Annotated in this window: 16 protein-coding genes; 14 read left to right on the top strand and 2 right to left on the bottom strand. The window is 59.2% G+C overall.

Translation table 11 applies throughout. The features are described from left to right. The first annotated feature begins 180 nt into the window (after positions 1-180). From PMI29_RS08810 to PMI29_RS08770, 9 genes are all read left to right on the top strand, one after another. Positions 181-897 carry an SIMPL domain-containing protein gene (locus tag PMI29_RS08810; protein WP_008000952.1) on the top strand — a complete coding sequence of 239 codons (717 nt, stop codon included), beginning with the start codon at positions 181-183 and terminating at the stop codon, positions 895-897. Positions 898-1,370: 473 nt separating this feature from the next. Next, positions 1,371-2,996 (top strand): ABC transporter substrate-binding protein, encoded by a 1,626-nt coding sequence (locus tag PMI29_RS08805; protein ID WP_007981472.1) that lies wholly within the window; start codon positions 1,371-1,373, stop codon positions 2,994-2,996. A 303-nt stretch (positions 2,997-3,299) separates the two neighbouring features. Then, positions 3,300-4,901 carry an ABC transporter substrate-binding protein gene (locus PMI29_RS08800; protein ID WP_008000954.1) on the top strand — a complete coding sequence of 534 codons (1,602 nt, stop codon included), beginning with the start codon at positions 3,300-3,302 and terminating at the stop codon, positions 4,899-4,901. Between the two features lie 173 nt (positions 4,902-5,074). Next, complete coding sequence (locus PMI29_RS08795) at positions 5,075-6,508, top strand: OprD family porin (RefSeq protein ID WP_008000957.1); 1,434 nt, start codon at positions 5,075-5,077, stop codon at positions 6,506-6,508. Between the two features lie 78 nt (positions 6,509-6,586). Continuing rightward, positions 6,587-8,182: an ABC transporter substrate-binding protein gene (locus PMI29_RS08790; RefSeq protein ID WP_008000959.1), complete on the top strand. Its 1,596-nt coding sequence runs from the start codon at positions 6,587-6,589 to the stop codon at positions 8,180-8,182. Between the two features lie 74 nt (positions 8,183-8,256). Next, positions 8,257-9,267, top strand: a complete 1,011-nt coding sequence (locus PMI29_RS08785) for an ABC transporter permease subunit (RefSeq protein WP_008000961.1) — start codon at positions 8,257-8,259, stop codon at positions 9,265-9,267. Positions 9,268-9,277: 10 nt separating this feature from the next. Further along, positions 9,278-10,189 (top strand): ABC transporter permease subunit, encoded by a 912-nt coding sequence (locus tag PMI29_RS08780; protein WP_008000963.1) that lies wholly within the window; start codon positions 9,278-9,280, stop codon positions 10,187-10,189. A gap of 10 nt (positions 10,190-10,199) precedes the next feature. Beyond that, complete coding sequence (locus PMI29_RS08775) at positions 10,200-11,168, top strand: ABC transporter ATP-binding protein (RefSeq protein WP_008000966.1); 969 nt, start codon at positions 10,200-10,202, stop codon at positions 11,166-11,168. Next, positions 11,168-12,148, top strand: a complete 981-nt coding sequence (locus tag PMI29_RS08770) for a peptide ABC transporter ATP-binding protein (protein WP_008000967.1) — start codon at positions 11,168-11,170, stop codon at positions 12,146-12,148. The genes PMI29_RS08775 and PMI29_RS08770 overlap by 1 nt, the downstream gene beginning before the upstream one ends. A 103-nt stretch (positions 12,149-12,251) precedes the next feature. On the opposite strand, the gene PMI29_RS08765 is transcribed toward PMI29_RS08770, so the two are convergent. Both PMI29_RS08765 and PMI29_RS08760 read right to left on the bottom strand, forming a co-directional pair. Further along, a complete protein-coding gene (locus tag PMI29_RS08765) occupies positions 12,252-12,506 on the bottom strand; it encodes a hypothetical protein (protein WP_008000968.1) in 255 nt (84 codons plus the stop codon). A gap of 335 nt (positions 12,507-12,841) precedes the next feature. After that, the gene (locus tag PMI29_RS08760) at positions 12,842-14,425 is read right to left on the bottom strand and encodes a peptide chain release factor 3 (RefSeq protein WP_007973058.1); all 1,584 of its coding nucleotides are present in this window, start codon (positions 14,423-14,425) and stop codon (positions 12,842-12,844) included. 367 nt (positions 14,426-14,792) lie between these two features. On the opposite strand from PMI29_RS08760, the gene PMI29_RS08755 reads away from it, so the two are divergent. The 5 genes from PMI29_RS08755 (at position 14,793) to PMI29_RS08735 (ending at position 20,067) form a co-directional block, all read left to right on the top strand. Further along, complete coding sequence (locus tag PMI29_RS08755) at positions 14,793-15,509, top strand: ABC transporter permease (RefSeq protein ID WP_008000969.1); 717 nt, start codon at positions 14,793-14,795, stop codon at positions 15,507-15,509. A gap of 20 nt (positions 15,510-15,529) precedes the next feature. After that, entirely contained in the window at positions 15,530-16,423 is an 894-nt protein-coding gene (locus tag PMI29_RS08750; RefSeq protein WP_008000970.1) for a glycine betaine ABC transporter substrate-binding protein, read from the top strand. A 12-nt stretch (positions 16,424-16,435) separates the two neighbouring features. Then, positions 16,436-17,089 carry an ABC transporter permease gene (locus tag PMI29_RS08745; RefSeq protein WP_008000971.1) on the top strand — a complete coding sequence of 218 codons (654 nt, stop codon included), beginning with the start codon at positions 16,436-16,438 and terminating at the stop codon, positions 17,087-17,089. Continuing rightward, entirely contained in the window at positions 17,086-18,243 is a 1,158-nt protein-coding gene (locus tag PMI29_RS08740; RefSeq protein WP_008000972.1) for an osmoprotectant ABC transporter ATP-binding protein OsmV, read from the top strand. Before PMI29_RS08745 ends, PMI29_RS08740 begins: the two co-directional genes overlap by 4 nt. Before the next feature lie 660 nt (positions 18,244-18,903). Beyond that, entirely contained in the window at positions 18,904-20,067 is a 1,164-nt protein-coding gene (locus tag PMI29_RS08735; protein WP_008000974.1) for a type III PLP-dependent enzyme, read from the top strand. Positions 20,068-20,113: the final 46 nt, after the last annotated feature.

Consider the following 20,113-nt stretch of genomic DNA (forward strand, 5'->3'; position numbering starts at 1 on the left):
CCTATTGGCCGGCACACTTCCCTTGTAGCAGCTGGCGAAGCCTGCGTTCGGCAGCTGCTACAGGGAATCGCGTCGATCTGTATAGAAGTTGTAACTGTGCGAACCGGAGCATAAAAGCTAGAGTCTGATGGTTTCACGCAGGCCCGGACCATATCCCTGCGCACCTCTCAAGGAGCCTTCATGCACACATTCCGCCGCAGCGCCGCCCTCCTCGCCCTGAGCCTTGGCACCGTCGCCAGCCTCCCGGCCCTGGCCGCCGACGAGCTTCATTACAACCAGATTTCCCTGCGCGCCGAAGTCAGTCAGGAAGTGGCCCGCGACCTGATGATCGTGACCCTCTACACGGAAGAACAGAACAGCGACCCGGCCAAACTCGCCGCCAATGTCAGCACTACCATGAACAAGGCGCTGGCCCAGGCCAAGCAGGTCAAGGACATCACCCTGCGCCAGGGCAGTCGCAACAGCTACCCGATCTACGACACCAAGGGCCAGAAAATCACCGGCTGGCGCGAGCGCGCCGAATTGCGCCTGGAAAGCCCGGACTTCGCCGCACTGTCGAAGCTGACCGGCGAACTGCTCACCGACCTGAAAATGGGCGGCATGGACTTCGCCATCGCCACCCCGACCCGCAAGGCCAGCGAAGACGCCTTGCTCAAGGACGCCGTGACCGCCTTCAAGGCCCGCGCCCAACTGGCCACCGACGCTCTTGGCGGCAAGAGCTACAAAATCGTCAACCTGAACCTCAACAGCAACGGTTATCCACAGCCTTACCTGCGCGCGCCGATGATGATGAAAGCCGCCGCCATGGACGCCGCACCGGTGACACCGGATGTCGAAGCCGGCACCAGCCAGGTCAGCATGACCGCCGATGGCTCGATTGAAGTGCTGATGCCTTGACTCGATAGCCCGTAAATAAAAAACGGCGATCACTCACATGATCGCCGTTTTTTTTCAGGCAGTTTTCAGACATGAGCTATAACTGGAGAGTCCGCCGGGAAAAGCCGGCAGTTGCACCGGGTGCAACTGAGATCGATTGGCCACTATCGGTGCAACAATAACCACTCTTATTCACGCCATACCCACCCCACAAAACGGGGGTATAAATAAGTAACACCCCGCCCTGATCGGGAGCATGTAGCGTTCATCGCGCACCGTAAAAGTGCGTAGTTTGCACCCTGAAAATGCCGCGCAAACGGTCAAATGCGTCAGGACTTATACAAATGCGACATTAAGGTACGTTCGTGCCACCGTTTAAGGCTTGTAGTCACTCTGGATCTTGCATTGGGTATGGCCCCTGCATAAGTATCCGCAGGCACGACTCACGAGGTCGTCCTCTAATTCCAAAAATGACAACAAATCATGAGGCCACCATGCTTAAACAAGCGGTCATTCCGTTTTTAGTTGGCGCAAGCTTGCTAGCCAGCGCACCGTTCGCCCAAGCAGCGACTAACCTGGTGTTCTGCTCCGAAGGGAGCCCGGCCGGTTTCGATCCAGGTCAATACACCACCGGAACCGACTTCGACGCCTCTGCTGAAACCATGTTCAACCGCCTCACCCAGTTCGAGCGCGGCGGCACCGCCGTTATTCCTGGGCTGGCGACCAAGTGGGACATCTCCGATGACGGCCTGAGCTACACCTTCCACCTGCGTGAAGGCGTCAAGTTCCACACCACCCCGTATTTCAAGCCAACTCGTGAGTTCAACGCCGACGACGTGCTGTTCACCTTTAATCGCATGATTAACAAGGATGACCCGTTCCGCAAAGCGTACCCGACCGAATTCCCGTACTTCACCGACATGGGGATGGATACCAACATCACCAAGATCGATAAAGTCGACGACCACACTGTCAAGTTCACCCTCAAAGACGTCGATGCCGCGTTCATCCAGAACATGGCCATGAGCTTCGCCTCGATCCAGTCCGCCGAGTACGCTGCCCAGCTGCTCAAGGAAGGCAAGGCCGCCGACATCAACCAGAAGCCGGTTGGCACTGGTCCGTTCGTGTTCAAGAGCTACCAGAAAGACTCCAACATCCGCTACACCGGGAACAAGGACTACTGGAAGCCTGATGACGTGAAGATCGACAACCTGATCTTCGCCATCACCACCGACCCGTCGGTACGTATCCAGAAGCTGAAGAAAAACGAGTGCCAGGTCACCCTGTTCCCTCGTCCGGCCGACCTGAAGGCGCTCAAGGAAGACAAGGACCTGAAACTGCCTGACCAGGCCGGTTTCAACCTGGGTTACATCGCCTACAACGTGATGCCCAAGGTCAAGGGGCAAACGGACGCCAACCCGCTGGCCGAACTGAAAGTTCGCCAGGCACTGGACATGGCGGTCAACAAGCAACAGATCATCGACTCCGTGTACCAGGGCGCCGGCCAACTGGCCGTCAACGCCATGCCGCCGACCCAGTGGTCCTACGACACCACCATCAAGGATGCACCGTACAACCCTGAGAAAGCCAAAGAGCTGCTCAAGGAAGCGGGCGTGAAAGATGGCACCGAAATCGTTCTCTGGGCGATGCCGGTACAGCGTCCATACAACCCGAACGCCAAACTGATGGCAGAAATGCTGCAGTCCGACTGGTCCAAGATCGGCCTCAAGGTCAAGATCCAGAGCTACGAGTGGGGCGAGTACATCAAGCGCTCCAAAGGCGGCGAAAACCAGGCGATGCTGATTGGCTGGAGCGGCGACAATGGTGATCCGGACAACTGGCTGAACGTGTTGTTCGGCTGCGACTCGCTGGAAGGCAACAACTTCTCCAAGTGGTGCGACAAGAAGTTTGACGACACCGTCAAGCAAGCCAAGCGCACCTCGGACCAGGCCAAGCGCACCGAACTGTACAAGCAGGCGCAACACCTCCTCAAAGATGCTGTACCAATGACACCTATCGCTCACTCGACGGTGTTCCAACCCATGCGCGCCAACGTGCAGGACTTCAAGATCAGCCCATTTGGCTTGAACTCCTTCTACGGCGTCAGCGTCAGCAAATAAGGTTTTGCAACGGCGACGTTTCTGACGTCGCCGTTGCTTTATCTACCGAGAAAGCAGGAATTTGCCTACATCCAAATCCGCAGCTGACTACAGCATCGGGTGAGGACGCGTTGCCATTTCCTACGAGTCTTTAGGACTCTACGCATTTACTGCCGGACCCATGGCTCATACCGTCGGGATCCGACCAGTGCGCGCGTGGGTCATCGGTTACTGCTGCGTGCATGGCTTGAAATCAGTGATGCCTCTACGTCCGCGAACGGGACTGCGGCTCATTGACAACACTTTGAGAGAAAAGGGAGCGTTATGCGCCATACCTTGGTTTTATCCGCATTGCTGGGCACCGGCCTGTTGGCCGCCACCTCCATCAGCCAGGCCGCCAACAACAGCCTGGTGTTCTGCTCCGAGGGCAGCCCCGCCGGTTTCGATACGGCGCAGTACACCACTGCGACCGACAACGACGCCGCCGAACCGCTGTACAACCGACTGGCAGAGTTTGAAAAAGGCGCGACCAACGTCGTACCGGGCCTGGCCACGAGCTGGGATGTTTCCGAGGACGGCCTCAAATATACCTTTCACCTACGTGAAGGGGTGGAGTTTCATACCACCAAATACTTCACGCCGACCCGCGATTTCAACGCCGATGACGTGCTGTTCACGTTCAATCGCATGCTCGATCCGCAACAACCTTTCCGTAAGGCTTATCCGACAGAGTTTCCGTACTTCAACGGCATGAGCCTGAACAAGAACATAGCCAAGGTCGAAAAGACCGGGCCGCTGACCGTGGTCTTTACGCTCAATAGCGTGGACGCCGCGTTCATCCAGAACATCGCCATGAGCTTCGCCGCCATCCTTTCGGCCGAGTACGCCGACAAGCTGCTGGCCGAAGGCAAGCCGAGCGACATCAACCAGAAGCCGGTCGGCACCGGGCCGTTCGTGTTCAAGAGCTACCAGAAAGACTCGAACATCCGTTACACCGGCAACAAGCATTACTGGGACCCAAGCCGCGTCAAGCTCGACAACCTGATTTTCGCCATCAACACTGACGCCTCGGTGCGGGTGCAGAAACTCAAGGCCGGCGAGTGCCAGATCACCCTGCACCCGCGCCCTGCCGATGTGACCGCGCTGAAGAACGACCCCGCGCTGCAACTGATCGAGAAGCCAGGTTTCAACCTCGGCTACATCGCCTACAACGTGCGCCACAAGCCGTTCGACCAGCTCGAAGTGCGCCAGGCGCTGGACATGGCGGTGAACAAGCAAGGCATTCTCAATGCCGTTTACCAAGGCGCGGGGCAACTGGCGGTCAACGCCATGCCGCCGACCCAATGGTCCTACGACGAGACCATCAAGGACGCCGCCTATAACCCGGAAAAAGCCAGGGAATTGCTCAAGGCTGCCGGCGTCAAGGAAGGCACTGAAATCACCCTCTGGGCCATGCCGGTCCAGCGTCCGTACAACCCCAACGCCAAATTGATGGCCGAGATGCTCCAGGCTGACTGGGCGAAGATCGGCCTCAAGGTCAAGATCGTCAGCTACGAGTGGGGCGAGTACATCAAGCGCACCAAGAATGGCGAGCACGACATCAGCCTGATCGGCTGGACCGGTGACAACGGTGATCCGGACAACTGGTTGGGCACGCTCTACAGCTGCGACGCCATTGGCGGCAACAACTACTCGATGTGGTGTGATCCGGCTTACGACAAGCTGATCAAGCAGGCCAAGGTCGTCACCGACCGCAACCAGCGCACCCAGCTCTACAAACAGGCGCAGCAGTTGCTCAAGCAGCAAGTGCCGATCACGCCAGTCGCCCACTCAACGGTCAACCAGCCGCTGAGCGCCAAAATCGAAGGGTTCAAGGTGAGCCCGTTCGGCCGCAATGTTTTCTCGGGTGTCAGCATAGAAAAATAACCGATTAGCCAGAAATGCCCGGGGGCGGATTTTCCGCCCTCACGCAGACGCTTTGCCGTCTTTCGCCAATTTGGCCGACAGCAAACGTTTGCGACGCCGTGAACGAGTTCTAAACCAATAGCCGGATCAAAAAATAAGACCGGTATAAAAAAAGAAAGTAAGGAGCTTTACCCATGAAACTGAGCAGCACCGCGTTATTGGCCTTGGCCATCAGCAGCGTAACCGCCACGGCTTACGCAGAAACCCAAAGCCAGGCTTTCACCCCGGTTACCGTGAACGAGAAAAGCGCCCAAAGCGAAGCCACCGGCTTTGTCGAAGGCCAGTCGATCACCGGCACCACTCGTAACTGGTACGCCAACGAGCAACTGCAACGCGGCGCCAAGTTCGCCTACAAGAAAGACGGCGTTTCGACCCCGACCGATCGCCGGATCAACTGGGTCCAGGGCACCATCCTCAAGTACAACTCGGGCTTCACCGAAGGCACTGTCGGTTTCAGCACTGAAGTCGCCGCCTACAACGCCATTGCCCTGGACCGTGACCGCAAAGACCTGGCGTCCAACAACGGTGGCGCACCGGGCTCTCGTCCAGGCGCGGGCAACAACCGTACCCTGACCAAAGAAGGCGGCGACGCTCAAGGCCAGTGGAGCAAAGTGGGCCTGGCCAACGTCAAGGCCCGTGTCTCCAACACCACCCTGACCGCCGGCCGCATGAACTTCAGCAGCCCGATGGTCGACGTGATCGGTAACCGTGCACTGCCTTCGAGCTTCGAAGGTGTGGCCATCCACAGCGAAGAGCTGAACAACCTGGCCTTCGACCTGGCCACCTTCGACCGCAACTCACCGCGTACCGAAGAAAGCCAGCGCAAATTCCGCACTGAATACGCCAACGGCATCGTCGAAACCGACCACGTCTACACCGGCGGTATCACCTACAACCCGCTCGCCAGCCTGACCACCAGCCTCTGGGCGACCCAGGCTGAAGACATCTGGAACCAGTACTACTTCGGCGCCTCTCACGTACTGGGCGACAGCCAGGTACTGAGCCTGACCACCGGCCTGAACTACTACAAAACCAAGGAAACCGGTAAAGCCCTGATCGGCGACATCGACAACGACACCTACTCGCTGTCGTTCGGTCTGACCCACCAGGCTCACACCCTGACCTTCTCGTACCAGGAAGTGAACGGTAACGAGTACTTCGACTACCTGCACGAAACCAACGGCATCTACCTGGCCAACTCCCTGCTGTCGGACTTCAACGGCCCGAACGAAAAATCGTTCCAGGTTGCCTACGGTCTGAACATGGCCGAATACGGCGTGCCAGGCCTGAAGTTCAACATCTACCAGGCTCGCGGCTGGGGCATCGACGGTACTCACTACACCGGCAACGACGGCGTGGCAGGCAAGGGTTACGACGGCATCCAGTCCCAGGATGGCGAACACCACTATGAATACGGCATCGGCGCGACCTACGCCGTGCAGAGCGGCCCGCTCAAGGCCACCACGATCCGCGGTACCTACACCGCTCACCGTGCCAGCGAAAACCAGGCTGACGGCAGCATCAACGAGTTCCGTCTCGTGACCACGGTTCCGTTCAACATCCTGTAATGCACGTGCCGAACGGCTGATTCAATGACGAATCGACCGTTCGGCTTTTGTCCTTTAACTGATTGCAGAGGGTTCTTGATGAAAATGCTTCCCCTACGTGCGGCCATCGCGGCCGCGTTGCTCAGTGTCGCTGTCGGCGTTTCGGCCAAACCCCTGGTGGTTTGCACGGAAGCCAGCCCTGAAGGCTTCGACATGGTCCAGTACACGACTGCAGTCACTGCCGATGCCGTGGCCGAAACCATCTTCAATCGCCTGGCAGACTTCAAGCCCGGCACCACTGATGTGATTCCGGCACTGGCCGAATCCTGGGACATCAGCGAAGACGGCCTGAGCTACACGTTCCATCTGCGTAAAGGCGTCAAGTTCCACACCACCGAATACTTCAAGCCGACCCGCGACCTGAATGCCGACGACGTGGTCTGGAGCTTCCAGCGTCAGCTGGACCCGAATCATCCGTGGCACAAGCTATCGAGCGTAGGCTTCCCGTACTTTGAAAGCATGGGCTTCAAGGAGCTGCTCAAGAGCGTCGAGAAAGTCGACGACAACACGGTCAAGTTCACCCTGACCCGTCGCGAAGCGCCGTTCCTGGCCGACATTGCCATGGCCTTCTCTTCGATCTACTCCGCCGAGTACGCCGACCAGTTGCTCAAGGCCAACAAGACCGGCGACCTGAACAACAAGCCAGTCGGCACCGGTCCGTTCGTGTTCCAGCGTTACAACAAGGACGCCCAGGTTCGCTTCAAGGCCAACCCGGAGTACTTCCGTGGCAAGCCACCTGCTGATGCGCTGATCCTGGCCATCGCCACCGACAACAACGTACGTCTGCAGAAGCTCAAGGCCAACGAGTGCCAGGTCGCGCTGTATCCGAAGCCGGATGACATCCCGAGCATCAGGAAAGACGACAAGTTGAAGGTCGATGAGCTGAACGCGATGACCGTTTCCTACGTCGCCATGAACACCACGCACAAGTACATGAGTGACGTGCGGGTGCGCAAAGCCATCGACATCGCCTTCGACAAAGAGGCGTATGTCAATGCGTTGTTCGGCAAGGGCAATGCAACCGCCGGGGTCAACCCGTACCCGGACACCCTGCTGGGCTACAACCACAGCCTGAAGAACCCGGCCCATGACCTGGACAAGGCTCGCGCCCTGCTCAAGGAAGCTGGCGTACCGGAAGGCACCACCTTCACCCTGTTCACCCGCAACGGTGGCGGTCCGACCAACCCGAACCCAATGCTCGGCGCGCAGATGATGCAAGCCGACCTGGCCAAGGTCGGGATCAAGATCGACATCCGCGTGATGGAATGGGGCGAAATGCTCAAACGCGCCAAAAACGGCGAGCACGACATGGTTTCCGCCGGATGGGCGGGCGATAACGGCGACCCGGATAACTTCCTGACGCCTATGCTCAGTTGTGAAGCGGCCAAGAACGGAGAAAACTACGCCCGCTGGTGCAATGACAAGTTCCAGGCGCTGATCGATCAGGCCCGTGAAAAAACCGATCCGGCCGAGCGTGCAGCGCTCTACGAACAGGCCCAGGTTATTTTCAACCAGGACCAGCCATGGATCAGCATGGCGCACACTAGAATGTTTACTGCAATGCGCAACAACGTAGAGGGCTATCAAATTAGCCCCCTCACCACTAATAACTTCGCCACCACCCAGGTGAAGTAGATAAGAAAACTCCCGGCATGCCTGACCCCAGGCATGCCGGGCACGCCTAACCGGCTGATGAGGTACACCTTACGATGTTTAGTTTTATTGCCCGCCGACTGGGGTTACTGATCCCCACGTTTTTCGGCATCACCTTGCTGACATTCGCGTTGATTCGCATGATCCCTGGCGACCCCGTGGAAGTCATGATGGGCGAACGCAGAGTCGACCCGGAAATGCACGCTCAGGCAATGGAACGCCTAGGTCTGAACAAACCCCTGTATGCCCAGTACCTGGATTACATCGGCAAACTGGCCCACGGCGATCTCGGTGAATCACTGCGAACCCGTGAAAGCGTCTGGACCGAATTCACCTCTCTATTCCCCGCGACCCTGGAACTGTCCTCGGCCGCGCTGTTGTTCGCCGGTGTCCTGGGCCTTCTGGCCGGAGTGATCGCGGCACTCAAGCGAGGGTCCCTGTTCGACCATGGGGTGATGGGAGTCTCCCTAGCGGGATACTCGATGCCGATCTTCTGGTGGGGTCTGATCCTGATCATGTTCTTCTCGGTGAGCCTGGGCTGGACCCCGGTTTCCGGGCGTATCGACCTGCTCTACGACATCGAGCCACGCACCGGTTTCATGCTGATCGACACCCTGCTGGCCGACGAGCCGGACGCCTTCTTCGACGCCCTGCACCATCTGATCCTGCCGGCCATCGTGCTCGGCACCATTCCGCTGGCAGTGATCGCGCGGATGACCCGCTCGTCGATGCTCGAAGTGTTGCGTGAAGACTACATCCGCACCGCCAAGGCCAAAGGCCTGTCGCCGGCACGCGTGGTGTTCGTACACGGCCTGCGTAACGCGCTGATCCCGGTACTGACGGTGGTCGGCCTGCAAGTCGGCACCCTGCTGGCCGGTGCGGTCCTGACCGAAACCATCTTCTCGTGGCCCGGCATCGGCAAATGGCTGATCGAAGCCATTGGCGCCCGGGACTATCCCGTCGTGCAAAACGGCATCCTGTTAATCGCCTGCCTGGTGATTCTGGTCAACTTCGTAGTGGACATCCTCTACGGCTTTGCCAACCCACGCATCCGTCATCAGCGCTGAGATCATGACCATGACCACTCCAATTCCACCGGTAGCAGTCGATCAAAGCCTGCTGTACCCGTCTCCGTACAAAGAATTCTGGCAAGCGTTCTCCAAGAACAAAGGTGCCGTCGCCGGCCTGATGTTCATGCTGCTGGTGATTTTCTGCGCAATCTTCGCCCCTTGGGTCGCGCCGCATAACCCGAGCGAGCAGTACCGCGACTTCCTGCTGACCCCGCCGGCCTGGCTGGAAAGCGGGCAAATCCAGTTTCTGCTGGGGACCGATGAACTCGGTCGCGACCTGCTGTCGCGTCTGATCCACGGTTCGCGCCTGTCCTTGATGATCGGCCTGTCGTCGGTAGTCATGTCGCTGATTCCGGGCATCCTGATGGGTCTGTTCGCCGGGTTCTTCCCGCGCGTGCTCGGCCCGACCATCATGCGCCTGATGGACATCATGCTGGCCCTGCCGTCCCTGCTGCTGGCCGTGGCGATCGTCGCCATCCTCGGCCCTGGCCTGATCAACACCGTGATCGCCATCGCCGTGGTATCCCTGCCGTCCTATGTTCGCCTGACCCGCGCCGCGGTGATGGGCGAGCTGAACCGCGACTACGTGACCGCTGCGCGCCTGGCCGGTGCCGGCCTGCCGCGCCTGATGTTCGTTACCGTGCTGCCCAACTGCATGGCGCCGCTGATCGTTCAGGCCACCCTGAGCTTCTCTTCGGCGATCCTCGATGCCGCCGCACTGGGCTTCCTCGGCCTTGGCGTACAACCGCCAACCCCTGAGTGGGGCACCATGCTGGCTTCGGCCCGCGACTACATCGAACGCGCCTGGTGGGTCGTGAGCCTGCCTGGCTTGACCATTTTGCTCAGCGTGCTGGCAATCAACTTGATGGGTGACGGCCTGCGCGACGCGCTGGACCCGAAACTCAAGAACGCCGCCTGAGGAGATTCCCATGTCATTGCTAGAAATCAAGAATCTCAACGTTCGCTTCGGCGACAAAAACGCCACGCCAGTAGTCGACGGCCTCGACCTGACAGTGGACAAGGGCGAAGTGCTGGCCATCGTTGGCGAGTCGGGTTCCGGCAAGTCCGTGACCATGATGGCGCTGATGGGCCTGATCGAGCATCCGGGGATCGTCACCGCTGACGCCCTGAATTTCGACGGCAAGAACATGCTCAAGCTCAACAATCGCCAGCGTCGACAGATCGTCGGTAAAGACCTGTCCATGGTCTTCCAGGATCCGATGACCGCGCTGAACCCGAGCTACACCGTCGGCTTCCAGATTGAAGAAGTGCTGCGCCTGCACCTGAAAATGTCCGGCAAGGCTGCCCGCAAGCGCGCCATCGAACTGCTGGAAAAAGTTGAAATCCCGGGTGCCGCCAGCCGTATGGACGCCTACCCGCATCAACTGTCCGGCGGCATGAGCCAGCGTGTCGCGATTGCCATGGCGATTGCCGGCGAGCCGAAACTGCTGATCGCCGACGAACCGACCACGGCGCTGGACGTGACCATTCAGGCGCAGATCATGGACCTGCTGCTGGCGTTGCAGAAAGAGCAGAACATGGGCCTGGTGCTGATCACCCACGACCTCGCCGTAGTGGCCGAAACCGCCCAGCGCGTGTGCGTGATGTACGCCGGCCAAGCGGTCGAAGTGGGCCAGGTGCCGCAACTGTTCGACATCCCGGCACACCCGTACAGCGAAGCACTGCTCAAGGCGATTCCGGAACACAGCCTGGGTGCCACCCGCCTGTCGACCCTGCCTGGCATCGTTCCCGGTCGCTACGACCGTCCTCAGGGCTGCCTGCTGTCGCCGCGCTGCCCGTACGTGAAAGACAACTGCCGCCAGCAACGTCCGGCCCTTGACCAGAAAAGCAACAGCCTCGCTCGCTGCTTCTACCCGCTGAACCAGGAGGTGGCGTAATGGCCGTCGTTCTTACCGCCCGCGACCTGACCCGTCACTACGAGGTGTCCCGAGGCCTGTTCAAGGGTCACGCCACCGTGCGCGCCCTCAACGGTGTGTCGTTCGAACTGGAAGCCGGCAAGACCCTCGCGGTCGTCGGCGAGTCGGGCTGCGGCAAATCCACCCTGGCCCGTGCCCTGACCCTGATCGAAGAGCCGTCCTCCGGCTCCTTGAAAATCGCCGGCCAGGAAGTCGCCGGTGCCGACAAGGCCCAGCGCAAGCAACTGCGCAAAGACGTGCAGATGGTGTTCCAGAGCCCGTACGCCTCGTTGAACCCACGACAGAAAGTCGGTGATCAGCTTGCAGAGCCATTATTGATCAACACCAACCTGAGCGCCGCCGAACGTCGCGAGAAAGTCCAGGCGATGATGAAGCAGGTGGGCTTGCGTCCCGAGCACTACCAGCGTTATCCGCACATGTTCTCCGGCGGTCAGCGCCAGCGGATCGCCCTGGCCCGGGCGATGATGCTGCAACCGAAAGTGCTGGTGGCGGACGAACCGACCTCGGCGCTGGACGTATCGATTCAGGCGCAGGTGCTCAACCTGTTCATGGATTTGCAGCAAGAGTTCAACACCGCCTACGTGTTCATCTCCCACAACCTGGCAGTGGTACGCCACGTTGCCGACCATGTGATGGTGATGTACCTCGGTCGCCCGGTGGAAATGGGTGCGAAAGAGGACATTTACTCCCGTCCCCTGCACCCCTACACCCAGGCGCTGTTGTCGGCGACGCCGGCCATCCACCCGGATCCGGACAAGCCGAAAATCAAGATCGTCGGCGAATTGCCCAACCCGCTGAACCCACCATCCGGCTGCGCCTTCCACAAGCGCTGCCCGTACGCCACCGAGCGTTGCAGCACTGAAGAGCCGGCCCTGCGCCTGCTCGACGGCCGCCAGGTGGCCTGCCACTACGCCGAGCAATTCCTCGACGGCGCGGCATAAAAATGTGGGGGCGGGCTTGCTCCCACAGGTAACGCGTTAACCAAACCCCTTCTACTTCGATTGCGCATCGGTCTGGTAGAGGGGGTTTTCTTTTGTCTGCGGCTTACGTCTGGCTGTCGCCTTCTTCTTCATCGGAGTCCGGCTCGTCGGTGGTCGAATCATCGTCGTTGTCAGCACCACCCTGCCCCTTATCGCCCGGTTCCGATTCGGATTTGGCGAGCATCAACCCCGCGTAACCCGCTTGCCCGCTTGAAGCCTGCTCTCCATGATCGATGCACTCGGCCCACGCCATCGAAGTTCCGAGCGAGAGCATCACCAACACCTTCAACAGCAGTAAAACGCGAAACAACCTGTTCATAGCCGATTCCTTCCTTTCGTAGAGTGCCTGTCTGGTGCTGAGTGAAATCTAGTTCCGATCAGCCGGGTTCTCCAGATTGGACGCTGTTGATCAGGGGAAAATGCCGTGGGTTTGGAGACTGGTTTTGAATAAGGGTTATTCACAATTCCACTAACACCGAAGCACCCTGTAGGAGCGAGCTTGCTCGCGATGGCCGTTAACGATGACGCGCACTCTGAATAAACGCGGCGCACTTGAGATCATCGCGAGCAAGCTCGCTCCCACAGGGAGATTTGCCAGACATTAAAAAGCCCCGAGGCATTCGCGCGGGGCTTTTTGATTTTGCAACTCAGCGCTTAATGATGCTCACGCGTCGCACGGAATTTCACATCCGGCCAGCGCTCTTCCATCAGCGCCAGGTTGACCCGGGTCGGTGCGAGGTAAGTCAGATGACCGCCGCCATCCAGTGCCAGGTTTTCCACAGCCTTGTTGGAGAATTCCTCAAGCTTCTTCTTGTCGCTGCACTCGATCCAGCGTGCGGAATAAACGGTGATCGGCTCGTAGGAGCATTCGACCTTGTATTCCTCTTTCAAACGGCTGGCGACCACATCGAACTGCAGCACACCGACGGCGCCGAGGATGATGTCGTTGCTGCGTTCCGGGAAGAACACCTGGGTCGCGCCTTCTTCGGCCAGTTGTTGCAGGCCTTGGCGCAGCTGCTTGGACTTCAGCGGATCTTTCAGGCGTACGCGACGGAACAGTTCCGGGGCGAAGTGCGGGATGCCGGTGAAGCCCAGGACTTCGCCTTCGCTGAAGGTGTCGCCGATCTGGATGGTGCCGTGGTTGTGCAGGCCGATGATGTCGCCGGCAAAAGCTTCTTCCAGTTGCTCACGTTCGGAGGAGAAGAAGGTCAGCGCGTCGCCGATCCGCACGTCCTTGCCGGTGCGCACGTGGCGCATCTTCATGCCTTTTTCGTACTTGCCCGAGCAGATACGCATGAAGGCGATGCGGTCGCGGTGTTTCGGGTCCATGTTTGCCTGGATCTTGAAGATGAAGCCCGAGAACTTCTCTTCCACCGGCTCCACCGTGCGCTCGTTGGCCACGCGCGCCAGAGGGCGCGGTGCCCAATCGACCACGGCGTCGAGGACGTGGTCGACACCGAAGTTGCCCAGCGCCGTACCGAAGAACACCGGGGTCAGTTGACCGTCGAGGAACTCCTGCTGGTTGAACTCGTGGCAGGCGCCCTGCACCAGCTCAAGCTGTTCGAGGAAACGCTCGTACTCGTCACCCAGATGCGCACGCGCCTCGTCGGAGTCGAGCTTTTCGATGATCTTGGTTTCGGTGCGCTCGTGGCCGTGACCGGCGGTGTACACGATGATGTAGTCATCGGCGAGGTGATACACGCCTTTGAAGTCACGGTAGCAACCGATCGGCCAGGTGATCGGCGCAGCCTTGATCTTGAGGACGGCTTCGATTTCGTCGAGCAGTTCGATCGGGTCGCGGATGTCACGGTCAAGTTTGTTGATGAAGCTGACGATCGGCGTGTCACGCAGACGGCAGACATCCATCAGGGCGATGGTCCGTGGCTCTACACCTTTACCGCCGTCGAGAACCATCAGGGCCGAGTCCACCGCCGTCAAGGTGCGGTAGGTATCTTCGGAGAAGTCTTCGTGGCCCGGGGTGTCGAGCAGGTTGATCATGTGCTCGCGATACGGGAACTGCATGACCGACGTGGTAATGGAAATACCCCGCTGCTTTTCCATTTCCATCCAGTCGGAGGTGGCATGGCGATCGGATTTACGAGATTTCACCGTACCGGCTACCGCAATCGCCTTGCCCATCAGCAAGAGCTTCTCGGTGATGGTGGTTTTACCGGCATCGGGGTGGGAAATAATGGCGAAAGTGCGGCGTTTCGCGACTTCGGCGGCCTGTTTGGTCATGGGAAATCGCCTGGCAGGTGATTCAAAAAAGGGCGGCGAGTATAGCCCAAATCGCGACCTCCGGACCACCGTTCGCCCGTAGCAGCTGCCAAGCCCGCGAGGCAGCTGCTACGTGAGTCGAGGTGCGACGACAGGTGGCCAAATAATGTTGGATTGGGGGAACCTTTCAGACAATGAAGACGTCCATTCCCCGTTACGACCACTCGTCGGGGGCCTGAAACACCTGCAATTCAGCCTGACGAGGCTGTGCTCATGGCTCGCTTTCACGCCGCAATGCCGGCCTGAACGAGCTGCTTTTCGCGAACATTTCTTCGGCAGCCAAGTAAGGCATTGCCAGTGTTCGCCGACTGAAAAAAGGAGTCCGCCTGTGGCTATCCACTATGGCAAAGGGCTGATAGGAGGCGCGCTGGTAATCGCCCTTCTGGCCCTGCTGATCCATTGGATCGGCATCAATACGATCGAACATTACCGCGACGATTTGTTGTTTTACCTGCAAGCTCATCTGATTCTTGTCCTCGCTTCCATGCTGGCCGCCCTTGTCGTGGGCATTCCTGCCGGCATCCTCCTCAGCCGCCCGTCCATGGTCGGCCGCGCCGAACGCTTCATGCAGTTCTTCAATATCGGCAACACCGTTCCCCCCTTGGCCGTCCTGGCCATCGCCCTCGGCATCCTCGGCATCGGCAGCGGTCCGGCCATCTTCGCCCTGTTCCTCGCCTCGCTCTTGCCCATCGTGCGCAACACCTACGAAGGCCTGAAAAACGTTCAGGGCTCGCTCAAGGAAGCCGCCGTCGGCATCGGCATGACTCCGCTCCAGGTACTGCGCAGAGTCGAGTTGCCCAACGCGGTGCCGATCATCATCGGTGGCGTGCGCGTGGCTTTGGCGATCAACGTCGGGACTGCGCCGCTGGCGTTCCTGATCGGCGCGAACAGTCTTGGCAGCCTGATATTCCCCGCAATTGCCCTGAACAATCAGCCGCAGCTGCTGCTCGGTGCCGCCTGCACCGCGTTGCTGGCCTTGTTGCTGGACGGAGTGGTCACACTCAGCAGTCGCCTCTGGCTCGAACGCGGCTTGCGCCCGTCTTAAGCCTCGGCAAAGGAATCGTCATGAAAACATCAAGCTTTTTACTAGGCTGCGTTCTGCTGTGCGCAGGATTTGCCCAGGCTACGGAAAAACCGCTTATCCGCATCGGCGCCCGGGTGTTCACCGAACAGACCCTGCTCGCGGAAATCACTGCTCAATACCTGCGCAGCAAAGGTTATGACGCCCAGGTCACCGGCGGCCTCGGTAGCAACCTGGCCCGCAGTGCCCAGGAAAGCGGCCAACTGGACATGGTCTGGGAATACACCGGCGTGTCCCTGGTGTCCTACAACCATGTGACGGAAAAACTCGACAGCCAGCAGTCATTGGCACGGGTCACTGAACTGGACGCGAAGAAAGGCCTGACCTGGCTCTCGCCGTCGAAATTCAGCAACACCTATGCGCTGGCGCTACCGGCAAACATCGCCGCCGAGTACCCGCAAGTTCACACCATCAGTGACCTCGACCGCACATTGCGCGCCGAGGCCAAGGACAATCCGCTGGTGGCGCTGGACACCGAGTTTGCCAACCGCTCCGACGGCCTGGCCGGCATGGTCGAGCTCTACGGCATGGACCTGACCCGCAAAAACATCCGGCAAATGGACGCAGGCCTGGTCTACACCGCCCTGCGCAACGGCCAGGTGTTTGCCGGTCTGGTCTACACCACCGACGGACGCTTGAGCGCGTTCAAACTCAAGTTGCTGGAAGACGACAAGCACTACTTCCCCGACTACACCGCCGCACCGGTCGTGCGCCAGGCATACCTCGCTGCGCATCCGCAACTGGCCGCCCTGCTCAAGCCACTGGCTGACCTGTTCGATGACGAAACCATGCGCCTGCTCAACGCCCGGGTCGATGTCGATCATCAAAGCCCTGCATCCGTTGCCGCAGATTTCCTGCGCCAGCATCCCTTGAACTGAGGAGGAGACGATATGGATTTTCTCAACGCCTTTTCCCATCTCGACTGGTCGCAAGTGCTGCACCTGACCTGGCAACACATCACCCTGGTCGGCATTGCCGTGAGCCTGGCGATTCTGGTCGGCGTGCCGCTGGGCATTCTGATGGCGCGGTTCCCGACCCTGGCCGGCCCCCTACAAGCCAGCGCCACGGTGCTGTTGACCATCCCGTCGATTGCGCTGTTCGGTTTGTTGTTGCCGGTGTACTCGACATTCGGCCAGGGCCTGGGGCCGATGCCGGCGATCACCGCGGTGTTTCTCTACTCGCTGCTGCCAATCATGCGTAACACCTACCTCGCCCTGACCAGCGTCGAACCGGGCATCCGCGAAGCCGCGCGCGGCATCGGCATGACCTTCGGCCAGCGCCTGCGCATGGTCGAGTTGCCCATCGCCGTGCCGGTGATCCTCGCCGGTGTGCGCACCGCCGTGGTCATGAACATCGGTGTCATGACCATCGCCGCCACCATCGGCGCCGGCGGCCTCGGCGTACTCATCCTCGCTTCCATCAGCCGCAGCGACATGTCGATGCTGATTGTCGGCGCTGTGCTGGTCAGTGTACTGGCGATCATCGCCGACCTCTTTCTGCAAGTGCTGCAACGCTCGTTGACTCCAAAAGGACTCCTGAAATGATCGAACTTCAAAACCTCAGCAAGACCTTCCAAAGCAACGGCAAAGATGTGAAAGCCGTGGACTCGGTGAGCCTGACCGTCAATGAAGGCGAAATCTGCGTGTTCCTCGGGCCATCGGGTTGCGGCAAAAGCACCACGTTGAAAATGATCAACCGCCTGATCACGCCGACCTCGGGCAAGATCCTGATCAACGGCGAAGACACCACAGGCCTCGACGAAGTTACCCTGCGTCGCAACATCGGCTACGTGATCCAGCAGATCGGTCTGTTCCCGAACATGACCATCGAAGAGAACATTGTGGTGGTGCCGAAGCTGCTCGGCTGGGACAAACAGAAATGTCACGACCGCGCCCGCGAGTTGATGAACATGATCAAGCTCGAACCCAAGCAATACCTGCATCGCTATCCGCGGGAGTTGTCCGGTGGTCAGCAGCAGCGGATCGGCGTAATCCGCGCATTGGCCGCAGATGCACCGTTGCTGTTGATGGACGAACCGTTCGGCGCGGTCGACCCGATCAACCGCGAAATGATCCAGAACGAATTCTTCGAGATGCAGCGGGCGCTGAACAAGACCGTGATCATGGTCAGCCATGACATCGACGAGGCGATCAAGCTCGGCGACAAAATCGCGATCTTCCGCGCCGGCAAGCTGCTGCAGATCGATCACCCGGACACGCTGCTAGCGCATCCGGCGGATGAGTTTGTCAGCAACTTCGTCGGCCAGGACAGCACACTCAAGCGTCTGTTGCTGGTGAAAGCCGAAGACGCGGCGGACAACGCGCCCTCCGTCAGCCCGCAAACCCCGGTGGCCGAGGCGCTGGAGTTGATGGACGAGCATGACCGTCGATACATGGTGGTTACTTGTGCCGAGAACAAAGCCCTGGGTTACGTGTGCCGTCGCGACCTGCACCGTCAGACTGGCACCTGCGCGCAGTACCAACGCGAGTTCAACGCCACGGCGGCGTACGACGAACATCTGCGCATCCTGTTGTCGCGCATGTACGAGTTCAATCGGGCGTGGTTGCCGGTGATGGATGCCGAGCGGGTGTTTTTGGGTGAGGTGACGCAGGAGTCGATTGCGGCCTACCTGAGTTCGGGACGTTCGCGGGGAATGAAGACCAGCATCGTGTCGCCGGCCGAGGCAGTGGTTGCCTGACAGCCCACATTACCCGGTAAAAATACAAAACCTGTGGGAGCGAGCTGGCTCGCGATGGCGCCATTTCAGGCAACTACGATGCCGGCTGTGAAAATGTCATCGCGAGCCAGCTCGCTCCCACAGGTACTGTGCTATTTTCCAGCGATTCGCAGGCCGGAAAAAAATATCAACAGTAGCGACTGTAAAATCTATCCGGTAACACGCTCCGAAATAGTCAATCCCCCTCTCAGCCTACCTTTTCGCAGCCAACGTCGCCGATGTTGACGCTATCGCACTTCCTAGCGATCTAGCGCACAAAAGCAGCGAACGTGCAGGTATTTTTAACACTGCACAATTCTTCGGGAACATCCGCCTGTCATCTGAGTCGGTTACAAAGAGTGATGCCCGCAACGCGCGTCAGAAGAGTGCAAAAACGCGACATTTTTTGTTGATCTCAAGCCTCTCACGCCCTAAAGTTCGCGCCGAACGTCCATGCTGGAAACGATCCATCCGGCTCAAGTACTGACGACGAGACAGCAAGGCCAAGGGAAAGCACCACTTCCCATGGCCTTTTTGCTTTCGGCGACATGCCTTGGGAAGTAGGCGAACCAAAGTGGGGATACGGAGGACGTTCATTTGCACCCATTGATTAACAACGTTTGCCTTTAGGAGCTCCCAGGTATGTCGATCCAGGTCGAAGACTATTTCGCGCGCGAAACCTTTCAGAAAATGAAGGCGTTCGCCGACAAGCAGGAAACCCCGTTCGTGGTGATCGACACCGCGATGATCGCCCAGGCCTATGACGACCTGCGCGCCGGTTTCGAATTCGCCAAGGTCTACTACGCGGTCAAGGCCAACCCGGCCGTCGAAATCATCGACCTGCTCAAAGAGAAAGGCTCGAGCTTCGACATCGCCTCGATCTATGAGCTGGACAAAGTACTCGATCGCGGCGTCAGCGCCGACCACATCAGCTACGGCAACACCATCAAGAAGTCCAAGGACATCCGCTACTTCTACGAGAAAGGCGTGCGCCTGTTTGCCACCGACTCCGAAGCCGACCTGCGCAACATCGCCAAGGCGGCACCAGGGGCAAAAGTATACGTACGCATCCTGACCGAAGGCTCGACCACCGCCGACTGGCCGTTGTCGCGCAAATTCGGCTGCCAGACCGACATGGCCATGGACCTGCTGATCCTCGCCCGCGACCTGGGCCTGGTGCCTTACGGCATCTCGTTCCACGTCGGCTCGCAGCAGCGCGACATCAGCGTCTGGGACGCGGCGATCGCCAAGGTCAAAGTGATCTTCGAGCGCCTGAAGGAAGAAGACGGCATTCACCTGAAGCTGATCAACATGGGCGGCGGCTTCCCTGCCAACTACATCACCCGCACCAACAGCCTGGAAACCTACGCGGAAGAAATCATCCGCTTCCTCAAGGAAGACTTCGGTGATGACCTGCCGGAAATCATCCTCGAGCCAGGCCGTTCACTGATCGCCAACGCCGGCATCCTGGTCAGCGAAGTGGTGCTGGTCGCGCGCAAATCCCGCACCGCGGTCGAGCGCTGGGTGTACACGGATGTGGGCAAGTTCTCCGGCCTGATCGAAACCATGGACGAAGCCATCAAGTTCCCGATCTGGACCGAGAAGAAGGGCGAGATGGAAGAAGTGGTCATCGCCGGCCCGACCTGCGACAGCGCCGATATCATGTACGAGAACTACAAGTACGGCCTGCCGCTGAACCTGGCCATCGGTGATCGCCTGTACTGGCTGTCGACCGGTGCGTACACCACCAGCTACAGCGCTGTTGAGTTCAATGGTTTCCCGCCGCTGAAGTCGTTCTACGTATAAGGGCTGCTGCAAGTTTCAAGCGGCAAGATTAAGTAAAAGCCCATGA

Source organism: Pseudomonas sp. GM49 (genome assembly GCF_000282355.1).
In the GTDB taxonomy this organism is placed as follows: Bacteria; Pseudomonadota; Gammaproteobacteria; order Pseudomonadales; family Pseudomonadaceae; genus Aquipseudomonas.